Here is a 24147-nt window from a genome sequence, read left to right on the forward strand (position 1 = left end):
AGCTCGTAACGAAATGCTACGAGCTATTTTGTTTCTATCTGAAATTTTGATTGGCGTCAATTTGTGTTTGCGGAATAGGAACCGATTCACTAACTCCCGGTACAAATCGAGAACCGAAAACCTGAGCTGCCCTTCCTGTGCGCACCAAATCGTTGAAACGCTCACCCCACCATTCACAAGCAAATTCCGCACGGCGTTCATCCAGAATCTGTGTCAACGTTACGCCGGTAATAGCTGGCATGTTCGCGCGAGTACGAACCAAATTGAATGGCTCGTCGCCGTTTTGGCCTTTGCGAACTTTCGCTTCTGCATTCAATAACAATACATCCGCGTAGCGAAGAATACGGACATTATTGTTCGCACCATACTCAATACGTCCTTCGGTCATTTGGTTCTTCGGCAAATAAGCTTTACCGTTAAAGTATTTGATACCAAAGATATTTGGATAAATCGCATCACCGCTCGGTGTGGTGGCTGGAACATCTACGCCATTTGTTCGTGTTCCGTAATTAAGAATGGTTGTTTTTAAACGGGTCGTATCTCCGCGAGTCGTTAAGAAATCAACGATATTTTGCGAAGGCGGAATCCATCCCGCACCAGAAATAGCACTTCCTTTTTGATCTCCCGTCGGACCTTGCCATCTGAAAAAGGTACCCCAATCGATTCCCGGACGAACGATATCTCCTGTAGGTAAGCCGAAATCCGAATACTGCAGCTCGAATAACGATTCGTTGGATAACTTTCCTCTGATTTTCCAAAGCTCGTAGAAGTCTTCGAAAAGGGTAAAACGATTGCTCGCGATGATTTCGTTCGTCGTATTCAACACGACATCCCATTGCGCACTGCCGTTGTCATTTGCGGCAAGATCAGCCGCCGCTTTTGCTTTTAATAAAAGGGCGGAATATGCCGTTACTGCACCGCGGTGCGTGGTTGATTGATTCGGACGTTCCTTCTTCATGTTTGCAATACAGAAATCCATCTCTTCGATAATCCACTGACGAACTTGTTCGCGTGTACTTTTTTCGATTGTGGTCAAACGAGCAATGTCTTCGCTATCGGACAAGATCGGCACATCGCCAAACAATCGCGAAGCCAACAAATGCGCGTAAGCTCTTAAGAAGCGAACCTCTCCTTGATATTGTAAATTCAAAGCAGTTTGCTCGGTATTACTTGCCGGAATCGTTGCAGCGAACTTTTCCAGTTCCAAAAGTGCATTATTGGCCGCAATAGCTAAGCTATAGTAACCGATCCACGATTGATTTAATCCCCAATAGGATTGAATGGTGGCATCACGTTGGAAGTTTTTAATAGCCATCAACTCCGGATTATCGTTTGGATCAGGAGCTGCTTGTTGGAAATCATCATCGCGAATAACACGAATACATAGGTCGATCCAATGTACCAAATTATCGTCGGATGCCGCGCGATACACACCGGAAACAGGCTCGTACATTCTGTTCCAATTGCTGTAATTGATTTCTTCGGAAGCTTGTTGGTTTTCCAAAGGTTTGTCTAGAAACTTTTCGCAACTGCTCATTAATGTCGCAGCGCCAAAACATCCAGCTAATATGATATAATTTAATTTTTTCATGATAATGTTGTTGAGGAATTCGGTAATTAGAAACTTGCTCTTAATCCTAAACTGTATGTTGCCGCTACCGGATAGACATTCGAATCGAATCCCATTCCAGAAACTTCAGGCGTAAATCCGTTGTAATTCGTAAAGATCAACGGTCGATCTGCCGTTGCAAATACGCGGAAAGGAATAGACGGTGTCAAGTTGAAACTATATCCCAACTGCACGTTTTGTACACGTAAATAAGCGCCGCTTTCTACAAAGAAAGAACTTGCTTGTAGGTTCCAAGGAGCAACGCTTCCCTCTGCTGACGGATACGTATTGGACGTTCCTTCACCTGTCCATAAACCATTCATAAATGCTTGATCGGCATTCATTTGTGGATATTTACGGCGCATCGCTCTGTTCAAATTGTGAATTTTATTTCCAGCAACTCCTTGGAAAGCAACCGTTAAGTCAAATCCTTTGTAATCAACTCCTACATTAAAGCCATAGCTCAAGGTTGGAAGATAATTTCCTAAGTTAACACGATCGCTTTCATCCAATTCGCCATTGCCGTTTTGATCTTTGTAGCGCAAATAACCTGGCTTAATCGTTGAACCGGGATTCAATTCATTGTAACGGCTAGCAATTGGATCTGCGTTAATTTCCGCTTGGTTTTGATAAACACCCTGCACTTCATAACCATAAAAATAATTCAATGGTTGACCAACTTCAATACGAGAAGGGAACTCGGCAGCCCATTCTGGAAATCCGTTCATAATGTTTTGCAAACCACCTAGATCGGTTACACGATTTTTCAATGTTGTAGCGTTCGCACCAATTCTGTAGCCAAAATCACCACGTTTGTCCGCCCAGTTTAATCCAAATTCCCAACCGCTGTTAGCTACCGTTCCCCAGTTGCCATAAACGCGATCCCAAAGGAATGGAATTGGACGATCGAAGGCTAAATCTTGCGTTTCGCGATGATAATAATCCACCGTACCGTTCAAACGATTGTTAAACAAGGCGAAATCGATACCAGCATCCCATTCTTCGACGATTTCCCAACGTACCTGCGTGAAGAAACGATTGACGCGGTAGCCCGGAACACGTGCGCCGATATTTTCTCCGAAACTTCCATAAATCCCAGAGAAAGCATTTCCTGAGTTGACGATCGCATAACCTGCATTCGGTTGAATACCATCATTACCCAATAAACCCCAGCTACCACGAATTTTCAACAAATCAAATAGATTTTGTTTCTCCATGAATTTTTCACGGCTCAATACCCAGCCCAAACCTACAGAAGGGAAGTAACCCCATTTCGTTTGGTACTTGGAACTACCATCCGCACGGAATGTAGCAGTTAACAAATACTTGTTATCGTAATCGTACGTACCACGCGCAAATACCGACACGCCGGCGTTACGGAAACCATTTTCGCCGTATCCGGTCGCCGATCCTAAACCTTGCGCACCTTGACCAGCATACCAGAATTCTTGTGATGCAGGAACATCGTTCGCGGAAACCCACGTTTCACGCCAGCGCTCTTCGCGAGCAGATTGCCCCAAAAGCACACTCCAATGATGTTTTTCCGAAGCATCGCGATATGTCAACAAGTTATCCAAAATGTAGTTGGAATCGCGACCTTGCGCAGAACGTAAATAGGAGCGGTCAGCACGCTGGTCATTGTCGATGTAATAGACCGGATTGTATTGAATGCCGTGTACCGACTGGTAGCGTTGGCTTAATTGTGAACGAAACGTAATTTTGTTCTCCCAAAAATTAGCCTCTACGTAAGCGCTTGGCAAAATTTGAAAACCTTTGCTTTCATTGTGATTATAGTAAGCCGTCGCAATTGGATTATTAAACCAAAATCCGGTAGGAATGCCTATTGGTGAACTCGATCCAAACTTTACTGGATCAGCTAATTCCAATTTATCATCATAAACCGGATACAATGGCGATGCGAAATAAGCTTGGCGGAATGCGGCGTTATTCGGGTGGAAGTTGTTGAAGTTGTTGATGTGAGCTGTGAAACCAACTTTCAACCAATCGGTAACGCGTGCTTCCGTTTGCATGCGGATATTGTATTTCTTATGGAAGTTCTTTGCGTCCATAATACCATCCTGATCCAAATAATTCAGTCCAAAGGAATAGGTGATTTTATCACTACCGCCTTGTACATCCAAATTATGATTGTGAATCAATGCGCGAGAACGCAAAAGTTCGCCATACCAGTCCGTACTCATTGGAGTGGTATTTCCCGGCTCATTGAAACGATCGATCGACGCATCCACAACGCTTTTTCTGCCAATTGCTGTCGCGTAATCAGCGAATTGCTGGCCGCTCGCCATTTTTAGCATATTGGTTGGCGTCTGAAAACCAGCGTACCCATTGTACGTAATACGCGCTTTTGTGTTTAGTTTACCTCGTTTTGTGGTAACAATGATGACACCATTTGCTGCGCGAACTCCGTAGATCGCTGCGCCGGAAGCATCTTTCAGCACGGACATGTCTTCGATGTCGTTCGGATTTAGGAAATCGATGTTATCCATAAACATACCATCTACAACGTAAAGCGGACTTTCGTTGTTGAACGAACCGACACCGCGAATTCGAACGGTCGGCGTTGATCCCGGCGCGCCACCGCTTACGACTTGAACGCCTGGCACGGCACCTTGGATTGCGTCCATTGGCGTTGCAACGGTGCGTTTTACCGCTTCTTCCATATTTACCGTTGCTACAGGTGCGGTCAAGTCGCCTTTTTTCTGCGTTCCGTAACCGATGACGACTACTTCTTCAACATTGAAGCCTTCGTCGGCAATCATTTGAACATTTACAGTATTCGATTTAACGGCGACTGATTGCCGCATATATCCAACTGCGGTAACAATTAAAGAGTCGGCGCTTTCCAGAACTTGAAGTCGGAATGCACCTGTGGCGTCGGAGCTGGTGCCTCCGCTTGCGCCTTTAATCAAAATGGAAGCCACTAACGGATGTCCGTTTGGATCCGTAATTCTTCCGGTTACCTGACGGCTTTGTGCGAACGCTAAGTTAGCATGTAAGCAAAGAAAGGCAACCATAACAAAAAATAGTACACGGTGTTTCATGTGACAAGATTTGGTTTTTGGTTGTTGTTTATAATTTAGCTGAGCCAAATGTAGCGAAGCTGTGCTAAACTCGCTAAAAATGGTACTACTTCATTACTACGTCATGCAGTATAATATGCGTTAATGCCTATATTTGCATAGTTTTCCCGGTCGATTGCGGTTGAATAAGTTATGATGACGTTAAGAAGAATTTGTTGTTTTGTTGGACTTTTATTTGTTCAAACGATTAGTGTCCACGCACAAAATATGATTGGTACACCGTTAATTTATGGTTATCCTAAATCCATGTATCAAGGTGGCAGCCGAACTTGGCAAATCACACAAGACAGCAGCGGCGTCATGCTCTTTGCAAATAATGAAGGCTTGATCGCATTCGATGGACAATATTGGACGAGGCATCAGTTGCCGAACCAAACCATTGTAAGGTCAGTATGCGTGGATGAGGAAGGTCGTGTTTTTGTCGGTGGACAAGGGATATTTGGATTTTTTGATAAGGACGATGATGGACAACGTCGCTTTCATTCTTTAAGTGATAAACTTTCTGCTAAATATCCAGCCTTTGCTGATGTTTGGAATACGGTCGTTCACAATCATAGAATCATTTTTCGGTCGCACAATGCTATTTTCGTGTATGATAAAGGTCGAATCGTTATTCATCCTGCCGTTTCCAGGTGGGAATTTCTGGCGGTTGTTGATGGGAGACTATTTGCTCAAGATGCAAAGCTTGGTTTGATCGAATTTCGATCCGGTAAAAAGGTACAGATTTCCGGATCAAACGTGTTGCAAGATGAATTGATTTCTGCCATCTTACCTCAAAAAAATAATCAACTGCTTATTGTTACAACCACCGATAAGCGATTTTCGGTAAAGAATGGTCGGCTGGAGAAAATGAGTTTTCGGGATGCTAATTTCCACGATTTATATGTTCCATCGGTAGCGCGCATAGATAACAACACTTATGTTTACGGTACGGCATTGGAAGGTTGCCTTATTCGCGATGCGCAAGGAAATCCGTTGCAGACGATTGGCATGTCGGAGGGATTAGCAAATAATAACGTTTCTAGCGTATTTGTTGATCGCCAACAAAATATTTGGGCAGGCGTCGATAATGGTTTGGCATTAATTAGTTACGGTAGCGCAGTACGATATATGCGTCCAAGCGCGCATGCAGATGTTACGGGATATTCTACGCTGATTAAAAATGACGATTTGTACATTGCATCATCCAATGGTGTTTTTCATACGAAAATTCCAGCAGGGCAAACGGATCATAGTCGAATACGAGATCGCTTTCAATTGATCGGCGGTAGCGCGGGAGGTGAATCATGGAAATTAAAAGCACTAGATGAACAAATTTGGCTAGCACATAACCGTGGAATTTACAAAATTTTCCAAAACAGAATTTCGGAAATTTCAAAAGGTCAGGGAGTTTGGACATTTATTCAGCAGCGAAATCAAGGTAAACCGCAAACAAAAAAGGAATCTATTCTGGCTGGTGGATACCACGGTATTCAACGAATAGAACAAGCATCTCGTCAGAAATTTTCGATAAATACACTGGCAGGTCAATCGGATTCTTACCGATTTTTAGTGCAAGATGAATTCAGTACTATTTGGGCTTCACATCCTTACCGCGGTATCTATCAATTGAAGATGGATAAGGAATCTAGAGAATATCAGGCGCATTTATTTACCGAAACTGATGGTTTACCATCAACATACCAAAACTACGTTTTCCAATGGGGTAAAGGTGTTGTTTTCGGTACGAAAAATGGCATTTTTAAGTTTAATTCTGCTAACGAGCGATTCGAAGCTATTAAGGAATTGTCTGCGTTTAATGGTGTTGGATTACGTTTCATTCAGCGTAACGAGGACGGTAATATTTGGTTTGCCAGCGACCGGCACATCGGTTTGGCTCGTTCAAATGGCCATCAAGGTGGATATCAACTGTGTTATTTGAACGAAATTGACGGCATGCACACAACGGGGTTCGAAAATATTTATGCGTACGATAAAAACAATGTTTATATAGGAGCGGAGAAAGGAGTTGTACATGTTAATTGGGAAAAATATGTAGCTCAACGCGATAAGCCCAGCGTGCTTTTATCTAAAGTGATTATCAAAGATAAAAATGATAGTATTCTTTACAATAAGCAGTTATTGGATGCTAATTTTGATTCATTTCATTTTGAGTTTACATCACCAAGTTACGGAGCAAACGCAGATTTGTCGTTCAGTTATAAATTGGATGGATACGATAAAAGATGGTCGGATTGGAGTACTGATCGGCAGAAAGCGTATACCAATTTGCCCAGCGGGAAGTATCAATTTCAAATTAAAGCAAAAAACAATCTACATTTCGAATCGGATATTTTAAATTACTCCTTTGAGGTAAAACCTCCCTGGTACGCGACCACATTTGCTTGGGCAATGTATACGATACTGTTTTTATTCGGCTTTTATATACTGGTGAAGTGGCAACGTGCGATGTGGTTGAACAGACAAAAAAAGCACGACGCAGAGATTGCGCGTTTGCGTTATATTTATCAACTCGAATTGGAGAAGAACGAACGAGAAATTATCAAACTGCAAAAGGAACATTTGGAGGATGAAGTGCTAGAAAAAACGAAAGAATTAGCAAATACCAGTTTGCAATTGATGGAGAATGCGGACGCGCTTACCAAATTACGCAACGAATTGAATAAAATTGAATCTGGACAATTGGATGAAACCGAATTGAGACGTGTTACCTCTATGCTCAAAGACGTAGAAAAGAATGCTGCACATTGGGATCAGTTCGCTGTTCATTTTGATGAACTAAATGATGGCTTCTTACAACGACTAAGCGCGCTACATCCTAATCTTTCTCGGAATGATCTAAAAGTTTGCGCTTATCTTCGGTTGCATCTCAGCACGAAACAGATCGCGCAATTGCAAAGCATTTCGGTGCGAGGCGTAGAAGTGCATCGTTATCGGATTCGCAAAAAACTTCAGGTCGAAACGGAGGTTTCGCTAAGTACCTATCTAAATAAACTTTAGGAAACCAATCGTGCTTAATATTCTGAAGTTCGCGCGGTAATGTCAAATGAAAATACGCTGCCGACATCGACCGTGCTTTTCAGCTTTAGCGCGCTTCCCATCGTTTCTAACAATTTATTCGATACCGTCAATCCTAATCCAGTTCCACCGTATTTGCGCGTGACCGATCCATCTTCCTGCGCGAACGCGTCGAAAATACGTTGTTGGTTTTCTGGTCGGATGCCAATTCCCGTGTCGGAGATAGAAAACCGCAAGGTGCTGCTTTCTTCATCCTTACCAAGCAATTGAATGCTAAGAAGCACCTCGCCGGCTTCCGTAAATTTAATCGCGTTGTTTAACAGGTTGTTTAAAATCTGCCGAAGGCGCATAGAATCTGTCCAAATATAGCGGGGGATATCAGAGTAATTGTCTACTCGAACGGAAATGCCTTTTTGTTTTCCCTCCATTGCAATTCCGTTAATCGATTTTTTGACCAATGTTTGCAGGTCGGTGCGCTCAATCTGTAATGGGATGGTTCCTCCCTCCAATTTAGAGTAATCCAAGATATCGTTGATAACTTGTAGAAGATTGTAGCCCGACTTGATCACCAACTCTAAATATTGCCGACGGCTTTCGTCGGTGTCGGTATCCAACGCTAATTCAGCAAATCCCAAAATACCGTTCAATGGCGTTCGCAATTCATGACTCATGTTCGCCAAAAATTCTGATTTTGCCCGACTAGCTGACTCTGCTATTGCTTTAGCCTCTTCCAATTGCTCGCGCTGTTCGACTTGATGACTCACATTTTTTGTGAAAATCATAATACCGCCTATTTCACCGTCGATTTTGTACCATGGCCGCATTTCCCAAGCCGTATAGCCGTGGTACGGACTATCTTTTAACAAAATCAGATCTTCATCATTTTGTTCTACTGCTCCATTCAAAACCCGTTCATGGCGTGCTCTACCTTCCGGTGGAATGAAAGGGAATACATCGTAGTGCGATCTTCCTATGATTTGTTGATCTTGTAGTTCGTACTCGTTAATCCACTCATTACTTACTGCGATATACCGTAATTCGCGGTCAAACATGGCAACCGCGGCTGGCGCGTGCTTAACGAATGCCTGCAGTACCGCTCTAGAATTCGCATTCTCAATTTGCACCTTTTTCTTTTCATCAATATCCTGAAACGTTCCAAACAGACGATTACAGTTTCCATCACACATTTCGGCTTTTCCAATAGCACGTACCCAAATCTCCTTTCCGTTACTATCTACGATCTGTACTTCCATAGACCAAGGCTCGCCGGTTGCTATTGCTCTGTCGACCGCTTCCTTAACGCGCATACGAACTTCTGGTTCTTTATAAAAAAGGATCGCATTCTCTATAGTAGGCTCAAAATCTGCCGGCACAGCATGTATTTTCTTGGTTACCGCCGTCCAACGCAGTTCCGCGGTATTGATGTCAAATTCCCAACCGCCGATCCGAGCTACCTCGTTCGTCTCTTCTAACAATTGGGCGGTGCGCTCTAGCTCTTGTTTTAATGCAATAGAATCCGTCACATCGCGTCCCATAGCAAATACCTGATTGGTTTTATGCTCCAACGACAATATCCATTCTACGAAACGATATGTTTCGTCCGCCGCTTTTACGCGAATCGTAAATTTTGCTTCGCTTTTGGTTTCATTGCATGCTTGAAAAGCTGTAAGTACATGCATTTGATCATCACGGTGAATAGACTGATACCAATAATCACCTTCTATTAACGAGTTTTTGATTCCGGTTAAGGCGCGATAGGCAGGGTTAACACGAATCATATTCGTGTCCATTTTGTAGATACCGATTAAATCCGGTGATAAAGTAAACAGTCTTTCAAAATTTCGAAATTGTTCTTTCTGACGACGCTCAACGATTAACGTCATGACCCCATTAGCCAACAAGCGTAGCGATCGACGTTGTTCATCAGTAAGTTCGCGTGGGATACGATCGATCACACATAGCGTACCTAAATTCAATCCTGCTGGATCTGTCAGGGGAAATCCGGCATAAAAGCGAATATGAGGATCTTGCGTTACCAAGATGTTGTCAGCAAACCTTTCATCCAGCTGGGCGTCTGGAACCTCGAATGGTTCGTTGTTCATAATCGTATATTGGCAGAAAGCGATTTCACGTGGCGTTTCAGTAACTACTAATCCTTTTTTTGATTTAAACCATTGACGTTTTTCGTCCAAAAGTGTGATCAACGAGATTGGGGTATTGCAAATGAGGGAAGCTAACTCCGTAATCCGATCGAATTCTTCCTCACTTAGAGAATCTAATATCTCGTATTCTTCTAGCGCTCGCAGCCGCTCCAGCTCGTTACTCGGAATAGGGTTAAGGTTGTTCATTTCGCTTTGTATTTTAATTCATCCACCTCAAGCTACGGCAGTTACTTCACCGTTAAGACTCCTCCATTTCTACGTTATAAACAACAGATAGTAAGAAAGCGTTTGCTCGCCGATTGTCTTATTTTCCTAAAGTTATGAAGTTGAATGTTTTAAAGCAATAATCATTTTTGTATTTTTTTGCAGGAATAGAGTTCTATGCTTAGTTTTGTACGTTTTAATATGAAATTACGGGAAACCCCAGCTGCAGTCCAATTCAGCCGAAAAATGATATAAAGCATGAAGAAAATTTTATTGGTGGAAGATAATGAGATTATGCAAAAGCTAATCATTGCGATCTTGGAAAAGGAAGGTTATCACGTTAAAATGGTTGGTAATGGAAAGGATGCGCTTGATTTATTAAGTGCTGAAAATGTTGACTTTGATCTGATCGTTACCGATATTATGATGCCGTATGCTAGCGGTTTTGAAGTGTTGAATAAGGTCAGCAAGTTAGAAGGGAAGCGGATTCCAACTATTATTGTGTCTAGTTTGTCTAATGAAGAAATGATTTTGGAGGGATTCAAATTGGGGGCATCGGATTACCTGACCAAGCCAATAATGGCTGGAGAGCTGGTTTTGCGTGTAAAACGTTTGTTACAACAATTTTAGGGCATTTACCTACAGATTATGTTCAACGATTTAATTCCATATTTTCGCAATACGCCCGATCTGCCAATTGTGATCAAAATTGCTATGGTGTTCGTTGTGGTAGCTATTTTTGCTACGCTGATTGCCTATTTATCGATTTTGCGAGGCAGATATTTGGGAAGCGTGCGCGCCAGACGCGAGGCAAAAGTTACGCCTTTAATAGATGATTTGTTGATTGGAAAAGTATTGGCAAATGACAAGTTGCATTATCCGGATAGTGCAGCCGAAGAATCCATTGCTGATTATTTTGATATTCCAGAATTAGATCCGAAGTGGGCTCGGCAAATTTTAATTGATCGAATCGTTGATTACAGAAAAAACATTCGCGGTTCGATGGGTGAGGTGCTTCGAAATCTTTATTTGGATTTAGAATTGGATAAGGATACGCATCGTAAATTGAAATCGGGGAAATGGAATAAGCGTGTGCAAGCGTTAAATGAGTTTGTGAATATGGGAGTTCCTGTTGCCGATGTCGCTTTGCTTCCACTTACGAATAGCCGAAACATGGAACTTCGTGCTGCCGCTCGGCATGCCTACATTAAGCTAAGTAGAAATGAGCCTTTTAAATTTTTCGATGTCGTTTCGGACACCCTGTTACCTTGGGATCAGATTGAACTTTTCCGCATTATTACGACTACCGAAAAAATTGTAATTCCAAACTTCGCGCGATGGATTACTTACAGTGCCAATAAATCGGTCGTGTCATTTTGTTTGAAGTTAGTAGTTCACTTCAATCAGGTTGCCGCCATTCCTGCAATTATAAAGTTATTGGGTACGAAAGATCATTATCTACGTGCTGATGCAATCATTGCATTAGGTAAATTAGAGGTAGACGAGGTGGAGCATGATTTGGTTAATATGTACAATAATCAACCGCTCAACTGCCAAATTGAAATTCTTCGAGCGTTGAGTCGTTTACGTGGTAAATCGCATGTTGATTTTGTGATGACAGAATTTCTTCACGCTACAGATTTTGAAGTACGTAAGAGTGCGGCGCGTGCCTTGCTGAAGATGCATGCACCGGATTCGCCTGTTATTCAAGAATTATTGGAGAATTCCAGTAAGGAAAATCAATTGATTCTTCGCCATTGTATGAACCCGTTAATCAAACATTGATGGAAGAACGTAGTATTTGGGATTGGATTGGTTTCTTCTTCGAATGGGCGATATTCTCCTATGGAATTATTCTGCTTTTGGTCTACGCTATGTTGGCCATTTTGTCGTTTTATGCTATACGCCATTATCTTCGTTCCTCATCCTTTACCGATACGCACCATGGCTTAATGGCTTCGCCTTTAGCACCTGGCATCACGGTGCTGGCACCTGCCTATAACGAGGGGCTTACGATTATCCAAAATGTTCGTTCATTGCTCACGCTGAATTATTCGGAATTCGAAATCATCATTGTCAATGATGGTAGTACAGATACTACGCTTGAACAGCTCATCGCCGAATTTGACATGATCAAAGTTGATTTTGCGTACAATGCGCAAATTACTACGCAACCTATTCGTGGCATCTACAAATCGAATAATCCTGCCTACGGTCGGTTGTTAGTTATAGATAAGGTAAATGGGAAAAGTAAAGCAGATGCTGTAAATGCCGGAATTAATGCCGCGACCTATAACTATTTTGTCTGTACAGATGTCGATTGCATCTTGCATACAGATACTTTGCTAGAACTAATTAAACCTGTACTTCAAGAGTCCGAAAAACGCGTTATTGCTGTGGGTGCCACGCTACGCTTAGCCAATTCGTGTGAATTTGAAGATGGCGTAATGGTGCGTATGCGTCCGCCAAGACAGTGGCTACCGCGGTTCCAAGAGGTGGAATATATTCGCTCGTTTATTGTCGGAAAAATGGGCTGGAGCAAAATAAATAGCGTTCCGAATGTATCCGGAGGTTTGGGTTTATTCGATCGGGAAATTGCTACCAGAGCAGGCGGTTATGATAGCAAATCTTTCGGGGAGGATATGGAACTCATGTTTAGAATGTGCCGATTTGCGAGCGATAATGATATTAATTACGCGATTCGTTATTTGCCAAAAACATTGTGTTGGACGGAAGGACCAGCGACTATACAAATTTTTAAACGGCAGCGTACGCGTTGGGCGAAAGGTTTAGCACAACTCATGTATGCCCATTTCAAGATGTTTATGCGTCCGCGTTACGGCCGGATGGGTATGATTGTATTACCCTACAATTTTTTTTTCGAATTATTAGCACCAATAATTGAAGCGGTTGGATTGTTATTTTATCTATTTATGATCCTTTTTGGTGTGATCAATTGGCCGTATGCGATCATATTATTGGTTTTTGTGTACACGTATGCGATTATGATTACCACGATTTCCATCGTTTGGGATCAGTTAGCATTTCGGCATTACAGATCATGGAAAGAAGTGGCGCAACTGTGCGTTGCTCCGTTTTTTGAGTTCCTGATCTACCACCCCTTAATTGTTGTGTTTTCTTTGATGGGATATTGGGATTTCCTAACAGGGAAAAAGGGAAGCTGGGGAAATATGCAACGTCAGGGATTTGGAGGGACAAAAAAGTAAGCGATGGAGTGGATTCAAAACATATTCCAATGGATAATCTTTGCTTACGGATGTACGCTTTTGTTCATCTACGCACTGTTAGCGTGGTTGTCTTTACGAGGAGTACGTCGTTTTAAAGCAGAAAGTGAGTTTGTGGATTATGACCGCGCTTTCCAATCCTCTATTTCTCCCGGAATTTCCGTTATCGCGCCTGCTTTTAACGAAGCATTGACGATCATCATGAACGTTCGCTCGTTGCTCACGTTGAATTACCCCACATTCGAAGTCATTATTGTCAACGACGGAAGTACGGATGATACTTTGCAACAGCTCATCGATGAATTTGAAATGGTGGAAGTGCCATTTGCCTACGATGAAAAGATCGTTACGCGACCGACAAAGCGTTTCTATAAGTCTACTAATTCGGCGTATAGCCGTTTGTTGGTGATCGATAAGGTAAATGGAAAAAGCAAGGCGGATGCTTCCAATGCGGGTGTTAACGCAGCTGCTTACGATTACTTCTTGTGTACGGATGTAGATTGTATCCTCGAGAAGGATACGTTGTTAAAAATGATTAAGCCCTTTTTGGATGAAGGCGGCAAAACGGTCAAGGAAGTAGGCGAACCTTGTCCGGAATGTGGATATGTACACGTGGTAGAAGATAATGTACGCGTGATAGCCAGCGGAGCGACATTGCGTTTGGTAAATTCTTGTGAGGTGGAAGGCGGTTTAATTACCCGTGTTCGTCCCCCGAAGCAGTGGCTACCACGTTTTCAGGAAATGGAATATATTCGTGCTTACGTGCTTGGGAAAATGGGCTGGAGTCAGATCAATTGTGTACCGAATGTTTCTGGAGGATTGGGATTATTTGATAAAGAAATCGCTATCAAAGCCGGTGGATACGATCATAAATCCTTCGCGGAAGATATGGATATCGTGACGCGGATGTGCACGTATATGATCGAAAATAAGATGAAATATGCGATTCGCTATATTCCATCTTCACAATGTTGGACGGAAGGCCCATCATCGTTGGATGTATTCGGTAGGCAACGTACACGTTGGGGACGAGGTTTGGCGGAAATTATGACCATGCATAAAAATGTCCTGTTCAACCCGAGGTATGGTCGCTTAGGACTGGTCGTTTTACCTTACAATTTGTTATTCGAGTTTCTTGCACCAATCCTTGAAGTGATCGGGATTATATCTTATGTTTACTTGATAGTTACGGGAAGTATAAATTGGCCATTTGCCCTGATCTTGTTGTCCTTTGTTTACCTATATGCAGTTATGATTTCAACGTTGGCTTTACTTTGGGATCAATTGACTTTTAGGTATTATAAAACTTGGGGCGAATTGATGGGATTAAGTCTGATGGCATTTATTGAGCCTATTGTTTATCACCCGTTGATCGTATTCTATGCGTTAAAAGGTTATTTTAATTTTGCTACAGGACGTAAGCATACATGGGGAAATATGAAGCGCCAGGGATTTGGACAAAAGAAAACCGCAAAATAATTAAACAGGATGGCCATTATGGGGACATTTCGTATCACATTCAGAATTTTAATAGTTGGCATTTTGTTGCTGTCCGGTATATCTTCTGCGCAGAGCCAATGGTTTCGCTCAAAAGACAATGCAGATGAAATGTATGAACAAGCTGTGCAGCTTACAAATCAGAAAAACTACAATCGCGCCATTGCCGTAGCGAAAGAAGGCTTAAGTCAGCGTCCGGAATTTACTGATTTAGAGTTGTTATTGGGTCGTGTTTATATGCTAACCGGTCAATGGGATTTAGCAAGGAAGCATGTCGATAATGTCTTGAAAAATGATGAAAAATATTTGGATGCGTATTATTACAAAATCAACATCGAAGTTAGTTCCAAACATTATAAATCGGCATTGACTGCTGTTGATGGCGCACTGAAAGCATACCCGAATCGTAAGGATTTGTTGTTGCGTAAGCTGGGCATTTTGGACGTACTAGGTTATATTGCAGAAGGAAATAATTTGGCTGATCGCTTAATTCGGCAGGCCCCGCGAGATAAGGATATTCAACAAGCATACATCGGTCATCATTTGGAAAATGCGCGTCGCTATCGCGCACAAGATTTGCCAAGCGCGGCAATATCGAGTTTAGATAAAGTTTTTGCGATCGATCCTGGAAACTTGGAAGCGCGCGAATTAATGGGCACATCAGATCTTTCCGTGCATACCCGTTCCACCATGGCAAATCAAATATCTGCCGAATTGGAAAGCAACCCCACTTCGTACGAATGGCTGATGAAGAAATTAAATATGCTTCGGGAGGATTTACGTTATGCGGAAGCTTTAACCGTTTTACAAACTATTTATCGTTATCACCCGAATGATGGCGTAGCTCGCGCGTTGGAGCGCGAACTGCGTGAAGAAGCTGCCGTATTCTATACGCAAACCGATCCTTACATGCTTTACCAGTCGATTTTGGAAAAAGATCCGAGCAATCGGGAGGCGTTACGCAAGGTAATTGGTTTGGCGACATCTCGTGGTGCATATCGAGAAGCGATGACTTGGGTCAATGCCGGATTACGCAGGGAGCCAAGCTCGACGGAATTATTGTTGTTGAAGCTTGATCTGCTAGAATATGAAAGGCAATTTAGCGAAGCTTCTCAAATAGCTGGAAATTTGTTACAACGATCGCCTTCCAATACCGATATGCGAGCCCGATATGTGGATTTGAAAATTGCAAGTTCGCGTTATTACGTTAGTCAACAACAAAATGATTTAGCTTTGCGGGAGTTGGAGTTAGCGCTTGAAATTAATCCTCAAGATTCTTCGGTGCTGGAAAGTATGGTTAACACCTATGCCGCTCAACGCAATTATGATCGCGCGCTGGAAACCTTGGAACAACAAATTTCTGTTACCAACAATGACCATCTTAAGCTGAAACAAGCCAGCTTGCTTACAGATGCCGGACGTTTTGATGAAGCAGGAGATGTGCTGCAAGATTTAATTAATGCGTATCCGGATGTGCCTCAATACTTAACAGCATTCACGGAAAATCGTCTGCGCGCAGGAAATCGATTGTTGCAAGATGACGAATATGCTCTTGCTGCACAGCAGTTACGTGCCGTATTGCGCCGGGATACAAACAATAGAGAAGCAATCAATTATCTAATTAATTTGTACAGCGCAACCAATGAGCTGGATAGCGCATTGTATTTTACCGATTTAGGACTAGCATCTTACCCACAAGATCGGGAAATCTTATTAAAACGCTCTTCTGTACTTACAAGCATGGGACGATTTGATGAAGCAAATCGTGAAGTTCGTTCGTTGATGGATCGTTATCCATATACGATTCGTTATCGCGATGCCTACACAGAAAACTTGTTGAGCGCAGCAAACCAAGCAAAACGAATTAATAATCTTGATGGCGCGCTTGATAATTATCGTGCAGTTTTAGCCATTAATCCCAAAGATTCTGTGGCTCAGCTCAATATTATCAATATCCAAATGGAACGCTTAGCATACGATAGTGCTCAATATTACATTCAGCAAAGTTTGCAGTGGAATCCGAATTGGACGGATATTCGATTGCGCAGAGCGCAAGCATACGAAGCGCAACGCGATTTCCTACGCGCATCCGCCGATGCGGACACTGTGTACACACAGCAACCATCCGTAATAAATAGAGATTATGCTGCGTATCTGAAAAGCCGGACGTTAAAGAACCAGTTCGGAATGCATTTTCTACGTTCCAGGTACGATTATTCAGAAGATAAATACGATATCGCTACCTTAGAGTACATCCGAACGTTCAAAAAGGGGACAATCGGAGGTCGGATTAATTATGCGGGAAGAGCAAGCGGCACGGGACTGCAAGCCGAGACAGAAATGTATTACACGCACAATCCGAAATGGTATTCTTATGCACACCTGGCATTTGGAAATCAAGTTGCTTTTCCACAGGTGAGGCTAGGGTACTCATTGTACCGCACTTTCAAAAATGAAAGCGAAGTGGGACTTGGGGTACGTTATTTGCAACGCGATACGTTGAGAAGTACTTCGGTGTTAGGCGCGTATTCCAAAACGATTGGTGATTTTTGGGTAAACCTGCGTGGTTATGCAGTTTGGGAAGCACAAGATATAGCATCTTCCTTTGCGTTGGTCGGTCGATATTATATGAATAATAGACAAGATTTTCTATCCACGACCATTGGATTAGGTACGTCGCCGGATGATCGCAGTCGGTTAATTCAATTCTCGCAATTAACCGGTCTGTTGACGCGTAGCGTTGGTGCGGGCTATCAACGAACATTTCAGTATAGAACGAGTTTAGGTATCAATGGAACGTGGATTTCACAAAAAGTGGGGCCGCAAAATTTTCAAAATCAATATGATCTCTACATTTCCGTAATGCGACGGTTTTAGTGGAGATTACTAATAAGTTGGAGGTGATCTCATGTGGAAAAATATATTATTTATCTGCTTAATCGTGCAAGCGCAATTTAGTTGTGGGGCAGCGCAACCGGTTTTCGAATTAACCAAAGATGGGCGCGCTACTGCAAATATTGTTGTGTCGGAATCTGCTCCGGCAATTGATCATAAATCGGCAGCTGTACTACAAGATTATGTTTTTCGCATGAGCGGAACGAAGCTTCCTATTATTCGCAGTCAAAAGGAAGACCAACTGAATAGCATTTTAATAGGCGCAACTGCAGCCGATTTTGCTGGAAAGTCTGCACAAAGCACAGATGGTTTTACGATTCGACAAGATGGCAATAAATTATTGATTTATGGAGGCGGAGGTAAAGGAACACTTTACGGTGTTTATTCCTTGTTGGAGTTGCTTGGATGCCGAAAGCTGGATGAGGGCGCTACCTATGTACCCGAACAAAAAACAATTCGTTTGCCCGAATCAATAAATATCACTGAGGAACCCGCTTTTACATATCGCGAAAGCTTTTATCCAGCCGCAATGGACAACGAATACATGGATTGGCACAAACTTCATCGTTTCGAAGATCTTTGGGGATTTTGGGGACATTCTTACTTTAAACTGGTCGATCCCAAAGTGCACTTTGCTGCGCATCCCGAATACTTCGCATTAGTTAACGGGAAACGCCAAGCTACCCAACTCTGCTTAAGTAATCCGGATGTTTTAAAGCTTGCAAAAGCTACGTTGAAAGAAGCAATGGCGGATCGCCCGGAAGCAGAATATTGGTCAATTGCACCGATGGATGGAGCTGGATTCTGTACGTGCGAAAGCTGTCAGAAAGTAGATCAGGAAGAAGGTGGTCCACAAGGAAGTTTGATTCGATTCGTCAACAAAATTGCAGAATCTTTTCCTGATAAGAAATTTACGACTTTAGCGTATACTTATACTGCTAACCCACCGAAGAAAACTAAACCTGCCGAGAATGTTTACATCATGCTAAGTAGCATTGATGCGCAACGGCAGAAAGATTTGGAACGCGAACCAACGGCAAAGGCATTTCGTGATCAACTAGCCGGTTGGAAGGAAAAAACAGATCGCATCTTCGTTTGGGATTATAATACGCAGTTCACTAACTACATTGCGCCATTTCCAGATGATGAACATCTTGCATCCAATATTTCCTATTTTAAGAAGAATGGAATTGGCGGTGTCTTCTCGCAGGGATCAGGATACACACATGGCGATCTAGCCGAATTGAAAAGCTATCTAATTGCAAAATCGCTATGGAATTCGGAGATTGATGTAGATGCTATTCGTCAAGACTTCTTGGCGAATTATTATGGTGCTGCTGCACAAAAAGTTCAATCTTTTTTGGATGCACAGCACAAAGCGATCAAGGAAACCAATTCCGTTTTGGATATTTATGGCACGCCCGTAAATAGTCGAAAGGATTTTTTGAAGCCGGAGCTTATTGATCAGTACAGTAGCTTACTCGACGAAGCGGAGGCGGCTGTTGAGTCAGACGAAATCCGTTCAGCTCGCATCCGTAAATTACGTTTGGGACTAGAGTATGCCGTTTTGCAACAAGCCAAATTGTTCGGAAGGGAAAAATTTGGGTACTTAGCTTACGATCCCGACAAGGAAACGATAGGTGTGAAGCCCGGCTGGAAAGCTCGTGTTGAGCGATTTGTAAAAGCGTGCAACGAAGCTGGAGTAACGGAATTGGCTGAAGCGGGAATAGATCCTAAAACTTACGGTCAGGAATGGCAAGCGCTGTTGGATCAAGGCTTTATCTCTGGTTTATCATTGGATAAGCCGGTGGTACTGGCTAATGCATTTGTTCCTGATTACCCAGCCAAACGTGAAGTGACATTAACAGATGGCATGGCTGGGGGATTAGATTACAGCTACAATTGGTTGCTTTTTGAGCAGGTAGATCTGGTAGCAACAATCGACTTAGGTAAAACACAACCTGTACAAGAAGTGCAAGTGAATTACTTAGATGATCCACGTCATTATATATTCGCACCCGATCAAATGATTGTGGAGGTTAGCGTAGATGGGAAAACATTTCGAAAGGTTGGATCTGCGAAGCCGGAATCAGGCGTTGATGGAGAAGCTTCTGCACTGCGTCGTACACAACAAATAAAAATCATCGATAAGAAGATTGAAGCGCGCTTTGTACGAGTTACAGGTGTTACGCCAAAACAATTTCCGAGTTGGTTCTCGGGGAATAATCGTCGCAAGCCGTTAATTGCTGTTAACGAAATTACCGTGCGGTAGCAAGAATTTTATTCTGGCCAAGTAAAATAGAATGTGCTGCCTTGGTTTGGTTCGGAGTCGACGGTAATTTTTCCGCCTCGCTCTTCGACAAATAGTTTGATCACATTTAGTCCGATACCGGTATCGTTAGGATCGTTTTTATCTACCGTTTCAAACAATTTGAAGATTCGCTGGTGATCCTCTCGTTTTATTCCAGGACCATTGTCTTTCACATAAAACGTGTAGTAACCTTTTTCAGGACCTTTAAATCCTATTGTAATTTCGCCATGCATTTTATCATTATGTTTGATGGCATTACTAACAAAGTTTTGGAATACTTGATGTATTTTTAATTTATTTCCATGAATTACTGGTAGAAAGCCATCAATTGAAATACGGATATTTGGCGGAGGGAAAAGTAAGCGAATCATTTCACTAACTAATGCGTGTGTATCGACCAATTCAACTTGTTGTTCCGTATTTGCCTTCCTAGAATACTCTAAAACAGAGCTAATCATTCCATTTAAGTGGTGCGCCGCATCTACACACATTTGCAAATAGTTATCTACCGTCGTATTAATACTATCTCGCTCATAGGTCCGGATATAATCCATCATGGAAAGCATGCCCGAAAGAGGAGATTTTAGATCGTGAGCTACGACGTACATGAAGCGCTCCAACTGCTTATTAATGTCCTCTTTTTCTTTTAATGCAACTTGCAATTCGTTTTGATAACGATACAATTTTTCAAAGACTGCTACTTTAGCACGTGTTACCTGAACGTCCAATGGTTTGCTCAAATAATCCACTGCACCACCTTCAAAACCTTTGAGAATATATTGTGGTTCTTTATTAATTGCGGTGACAAAAATAATAGCTACGTGTTGTGTCTTCGGATTGCTTTTAATTAAGGAAGCTACCTCAAAGCCGTCCATATCAGGCATTTGTACGTCGAGCATGACTAAAGCAACGTCCGAGTTTCGCAATAACTGTTTTAGTGCATCGTTGCCGTTATTCGCGATAAGAAATTCGCGGTCATTTTGCGCGAGCATGTGTTCCAGCGCAATAATATTTTCCTGTTTGTCGTCTACTAGAAGAATTTTAAATGCGCCTTTCATACCGCTTTTTTGTTAGCCTCTATTCTTTGGTATACAAGAATGAATTAATGTTATTAGTTCTGTTTTATTTATCGGCTTTGTTAAATATTCCGTTGCTCCCGCATCAATTGCTTTCTGCCGATCACCCGCCATCGCTTTTGCACTTACTGCAATAATAGGAATTTCTTGATACTTTTCCTGCTTCCTGATGTGTTGCATGGTTTCATAACCATCCATGACCGGCATCATAATATCCATCAGAATTAATTCTATATCGTTCTCCTGCGACAAATAATCGAGTGCCTCTTCTCCGTTACTAGCTGCAGTAACATCAGCACCAAGTGCCTCCAGCATAGCTGTTAGTGCATAAACGTTACGCATATCATCGTCGGTCAATAATATACGGCAACCATCTATACGGAGCAGATCCTCATCGATCGTCGATGATGGTGGATTATTTTGCTGTTTTTCGCGCGGCTGTTGGATGGATAACCTGTTTAGCGTGTGCTCCGTTGTTTTACTTTGTGTTGGTTCCGCGTTTTGTAGATTACCGGATTTTGGAGCAATGCTTTGGAAGATAGAATCTAATTGCTCGAATTCAAATGGTTTAATGGTAATGCCTGCAATCTCCTGCTGTAAATATCCTAAATCATCGTGGGAAGTAATGACGTGGATTGGAATATTGGACAGGTTCGGCGTACGTTTTAATGTATATATAATTTCCGTTCCGGATAATCCAGGTAGATGAATGTCCAGTAATACCGCCGAAGGAGCGAATTTTCGCGCGCAGTATAATCCTTCTTCGCCGCTGAGCGCTACTATAGCATTGTAATTCTTCTTCCTAGCAAAATCACGCAGTATGGTAGCAAAATTTTCATCATCTTCAATAATCAGTAATTTTAGCTTGTTTCCATCTTCCAATGCGTAACGATCGTCTTCCACGCTGTCTTGGTGCGTTACCAGCGCAGATGCAGGTGCAGGCATGGGCTTCGTTACCGCTTGCTTCATTTCTAGGGATTGAATAGGAGCGGTTGGCCCAATTTTAGGCAATAACAGCGTAAACTCACTACCTACACCCAATGTACTTTGCAACGTTAGCGATCCGCCCAATTGTTCCGCCAAATTCCGACTGATGGATAATCCCAAACCGGTACCACCAAACTTACGGTTGGTCGCACCATCCACCTGCTGAAAAGCTTCGAAGATAACGGATTGGTATTCATCTGGAATGCCCTTTCCAGTATCTTTAACCACGAATTTGAAGTGGTCGCTGTCACTGTTGTAGTACGATTTCAAACTTACTGTACCGCCTGCAGTTGTGAATTTTAATGCGTTGGACAGTAGGTTTTTAAGGATTTGTTCGATACGTTTCTTATCGGTATATATGCGCGGATCGTTTGGAGATGTGAATTCTACCGAAAAGGAAATCTCACGCTCTGACGCAACATGGCTGAAAAAATCATCCATATCTTGGGTGATAATATCAACAGAAATTTCTTCTGGAAATAGGTCTATTTTGCCGCTTTCAATCTTAGATAAGTCGAGAATATCATTAATCAAATGCAAAAGATCGGATCCTGACTTATGAATGATTTGACTATATTCTTTCTGTTTTTCGGACAACTGTCCACCCATATTTTCAGACAAGAGATTAGCCAATATCAAAATACTATTCAATGGAGTACGTAGTTCGTGCGACATATTCGCCAGAAACTCGGATTTGTAACGGTTGCTTTGCTCTAAGGCAGACGATTGGGCTTTTACAGCTTCTTGCGAAGTTTCCAACTCTTCTTTCTGCTTGCTGATTTGATTTACTAACTCTTGTAAATGTTCCCTGGAAATTACGCTTTGTAACGCACCTGCCATATTATGGGCAAGTAAGTTTAATAGCTGTACATGGATATCCGTGAAGGGTTTAAATCCAATGACCTCAAGTAAACCAATTAACTGATCATCTACCCACAATGGCAATAGAATAAGGGCTTTTGGATGCGCTGACCCGATGCCGGTCGATAAGGTCGGATAATCTTCCGGCAAGGTATCAATAACTGTCGCCTCACGAGCGAGTGCAGCTTGTCCTGTGATTCCTGTCCCTAAATAGTGATGGGTAGGAATTTCACTCGGCGTAGCGTGCGTACCAATAGGTTGTAAAAGTTGTCCCTCTTCATGAAAGCTATATAAAATCGCCGCTGGTGCATCCAATAGCTTGGCAATTTCCGAGGTGCAAGCTCCTGCAAGTTGTTGCGCATCCTCATAATATTGTCCTTGCAATAAGTTGTTTACTTTGGAAAGACTGGTTAATTGCCAATTCTGACGCGTAGTTTCAGCATTCAGATTCTCCATGTTTTTCAGGCTTCGTTTTAACTTGTTTTGCGTTCTTAGGCGACCGACTAGTTCGTGGTAAACTTGGTAACTCAAAGCACCGACAATAATCAAGATTAGCGCTAATCCGCATAGCAATATACCGATACTTTGCTGAGCCCACTTTTCAGCCTTATTGCTTCGATCTACAAATAGCCTGTGTTCAAATTGTTTAAAACGTTCTAGTTCTTCTACCAATGCATTGGTTTTTGCAGACCCAGCACGGATTTTCTGCAATAATATTAAGGTGTCGTTGTTCGGATCAAAGTTCTTCGGCGCGTTAATATCACGCCAAATTTGGATAAATGCATTCGTGGAATCCAATATGGACTGCACATGTGCGGTGGCGTCGGGGTTATCTTCGACCAGCGAATCCAATTGTTTCAATGTATTTTGCAAACTGACCACCGTGGTATCAAAAGCCATTTTTGCTTGAGTAGTGGGATTGGTGATGATGTTTCGCTTATTGGTTTCAATTTGCGTAATCAATTGCTTTACTGACGTGGTGGTATTGATAACTTCTTGCGTATGCTGTACCCATTTGCTCTGCCTGATCTGCTTTTGGTATGACAAATAGGAGAGTACCCCGATAGTAAGGACAATGATAAAGCCAGCGATTAGTCCAAAATAAAGACGTTGGGCGATAGAAAACTTCATAGGGTTCGGTAATAATAACGTACAAATATGGTCATTTAGCCGCTCATTTT

The 24147-nt window shown here is 42.4% G+C and carries 12 protein-coding genes; 7 read left to right on the forward strand and 5 right to left on the reverse strand.

Annotated elements, in window-relative coordinates:
• Positions 1-34: 34 nt before the first annotated feature.
• Both ACFSQ3_RS08445 and ACFSQ3_RS08450 read right to left on the reverse strand, forming a co-directional pair.
• Entirely contained in the window at positions 35-1591 is a 1557-nt protein-coding gene (locus ACFSQ3_RS08445) for a RagB/SusD family nutrient uptake outer membrane protein (protein WP_380869102.1), read from the reverse strand.
• 26 nt (positions 1592-1617) lie between these two features.
• On the reverse strand, positions 1618-4671 hold the full coding sequence (locus ACFSQ3_RS08450) for a SusC/RagA family TonB-linked outer membrane protein (protein ID WP_380869103.1): 3054 nt from the start codon (positions 4669-4671) through the stop codon (positions 1618-1620).
• A 246-nt stretch (positions 4672-4917) separates the two neighbouring features.
• On the opposite strand from ACFSQ3_RS08450, the gene ACFSQ3_RS08455 reads away from it, so the two are divergent.
• Positions 4918-7710 (forward strand): triple tyrosine motif-containing protein, encoded by a 2793-nt coding sequence (locus ACFSQ3_RS08455; RefSeq protein ID WP_380869104.1) that lies wholly within the window; start codon positions 4918-4920, stop codon positions 7708-7710.
• Between the two features lie 14 nt (positions 7711-7724).
• On the opposite strand, the gene ACFSQ3_RS08460 is transcribed toward ACFSQ3_RS08455, so the two are convergent.
• Positions 7725-10076 carry a sensor histidine kinase gene (locus tag ACFSQ3_RS08460; protein ID WP_380869105.1) on the reverse strand — a complete coding sequence of 784 codons (2352 nt, stop codon included), beginning with the start codon at positions 10074-10076 and terminating at the stop codon, positions 7725-7727.
• 276 nt (positions 10077-10352) lie between these two features.
• Here ACFSQ3_RS08460 and ACFSQ3_RS08465 point away from each other — a divergent pair, with 276 nt between their 5' ends.
• The 6 genes from ACFSQ3_RS08465 to ACFSQ3_RS08490 are packed head-to-tail and all read left to right on the forward strand — an operon-like array spanning position 10353 to position 20003.
• Positions 10353-10724, forward strand: a complete 372-nt coding sequence (locus ACFSQ3_RS08465) for a response regulator transcription factor (protein ID WP_380869106.1) — start codon at positions 10353-10355, stop codon at positions 10722-10724.
• A gap of 18 nt (positions 10725-10742) precedes the next feature.
• Positions 10743-11879, forward strand: a complete 1137-nt coding sequence (locus tag ACFSQ3_RS08470) for a HEAT repeat domain-containing protein (protein ID WP_380869107.1) — start codon at positions 10743-10745, stop codon at positions 11877-11879.
• Positions 11879-13321, forward strand: a complete 1443-nt coding sequence (locus ACFSQ3_RS08475; RefSeq protein ID WP_380869108.1) for a glycosyltransferase family 2 protein — start codon at positions 11879-11881, stop codon at positions 13319-13321. The genes ACFSQ3_RS08470 and ACFSQ3_RS08475 overlap by 1 nt, the downstream gene beginning before the upstream one ends.
• A 3-nt stretch (positions 13322-13324) precedes the next feature.
• Positions 13325-14818 (forward strand): glycosyltransferase family 2 protein, encoded by a 1494-nt coding sequence (locus ACFSQ3_RS08480; RefSeq protein WP_380869109.1) that lies wholly within the window; start codon positions 13325-13327, stop codon positions 14816-14818.
• Positions 14819-14827: 9 nt separating this feature from the next.
• The gene (locus tag ACFSQ3_RS08485) at positions 14828-17713 is read left to right on the forward strand and encodes a tetratricopeptide repeat protein (protein WP_380869110.1); all 2886 of its coding nucleotides are present in this window, start codon (positions 14828-14830) and stop codon (positions 17711-17713) included.
• 31 nt (positions 17714-17744) lie between these two features.
• Entirely contained in the window at positions 17745-20003 is a 2259-nt protein-coding gene (locus ACFSQ3_RS08490) for a DUF4838 domain-containing protein (RefSeq protein WP_380869111.1), read from the forward strand.
• Positions 20004-20011: 8 nt separating this feature from the next.
• Here ACFSQ3_RS08490 and ACFSQ3_RS08495 read toward each other — a convergent pair whose 3' ends face one another.
• Positions 20012-21100 carry a sensor histidine kinase gene (locus tag ACFSQ3_RS08495; RefSeq protein ID WP_380869112.1) on the reverse strand — a complete coding sequence of 363 codons (1089 nt, stop codon included), beginning with the start codon at positions 21098-21100 and terminating at the stop codon, positions 20012-20014.
• Positions 21101-21112: 12 nt separating this feature from the next.
• Positions 21113-24097 (reverse strand): response regulator, encoded by a 2985-nt coding sequence (locus ACFSQ3_RS08500; protein ID WP_380869113.1) that lies wholly within the window; start codon positions 24095-24097, stop codon positions 21113-21115.
• Between the last annotated feature and the right edge of the window lie 50 nt (positions 24098-24147).

Source organism: Sphingobacterium corticis (assembly GCF_042684745.1).
Taxonomy (GTDB): Bacteria; Bacteroidota; Bacteroidia; order Sphingobacteriales; family Sphingobacteriaceae; genus Sphingobacterium; species Sphingobacterium corticis.

Bases quoted from the DNA above. Each gene is read 5' to 3' on its own strand.
- ACFSQ3_RS08445 (WP_380869102.1), bottom strand. From the start codon at position 1,591: ATGAAAAAATTAAATTATATCATATTAGCTGGATGTTTTGGCGCTGCG.
- ACFSQ3_RS08450 (WP_380869103.1), bottom strand. From the start codon at position 4,671: ATGAAACACCGTGTACTATTTTTTGTTATGGTTGCCTTTCTTTGCTTA.
- ACFSQ3_RS08455 (WP_380869104.1), top strand. From the start codon at position 4,918: ATGATTGGTACACCGTTAATTTATGGTTATCCTAAATCCATGTATCAA.
- ACFSQ3_RS08460 (WP_380869105.1), bottom strand. From the start codon at position 10,076: ATGAACAACCTTAACCCTATTCCGAGTAACGAGCTGGAGCGGCTGCGA.
- ACFSQ3_RS08465 (WP_380869106.1), top strand. From the start codon at position 10,353: ATGAAGAAAATTTTATTGGTGGAAGATAATGAGATTATGCAAAAGCTA.
- ACFSQ3_RS08470 (WP_380869107.1), top strand. From the start codon at position 10,743: ATGTTCAACGATTTAATTCCATATTTTCGCAATACGCCCGATCTGCCA.
- ACFSQ3_RS08475 (WP_380869108.1), top strand. From the start codon at position 11,879: ATGGAAGAACGTAGTATTTGGGATTGGATTGGTTTCTTCTTCGAATGG.
- ACFSQ3_RS08480 (WP_380869109.1), top strand. From the start codon at position 13,325: ATGGAGTGGATTCAAAACATATTCCAATGGATAATCTTTGCTTACGGA.
- ACFSQ3_RS08485 (WP_380869110.1), top strand. From the start codon at position 14,828: ATGGCCATTATGGGGACATTTCGTATCACATTCAGAATTTTAATAGTT.
- ACFSQ3_RS08490 (WP_380869111.1), top strand. From the start codon at position 17,745: ATGTGGAAAAATATATTATTTATCTGCTTAATCGTGCAAGCGCAATTT.
- ACFSQ3_RS08495 (WP_380869112.1), bottom strand. From the start codon at position 21,100: ATGAAAGGCGCATTTAAAATTCTTCTAGTAGACGACAAACAGGAAAAT.
- ACFSQ3_RS08500 (WP_380869113.1), bottom strand. From the start codon at position 24,097: ATGAAGTTTTCTATCGCCCAACGTCTTTATTTTGGACTAATCGCTGGC.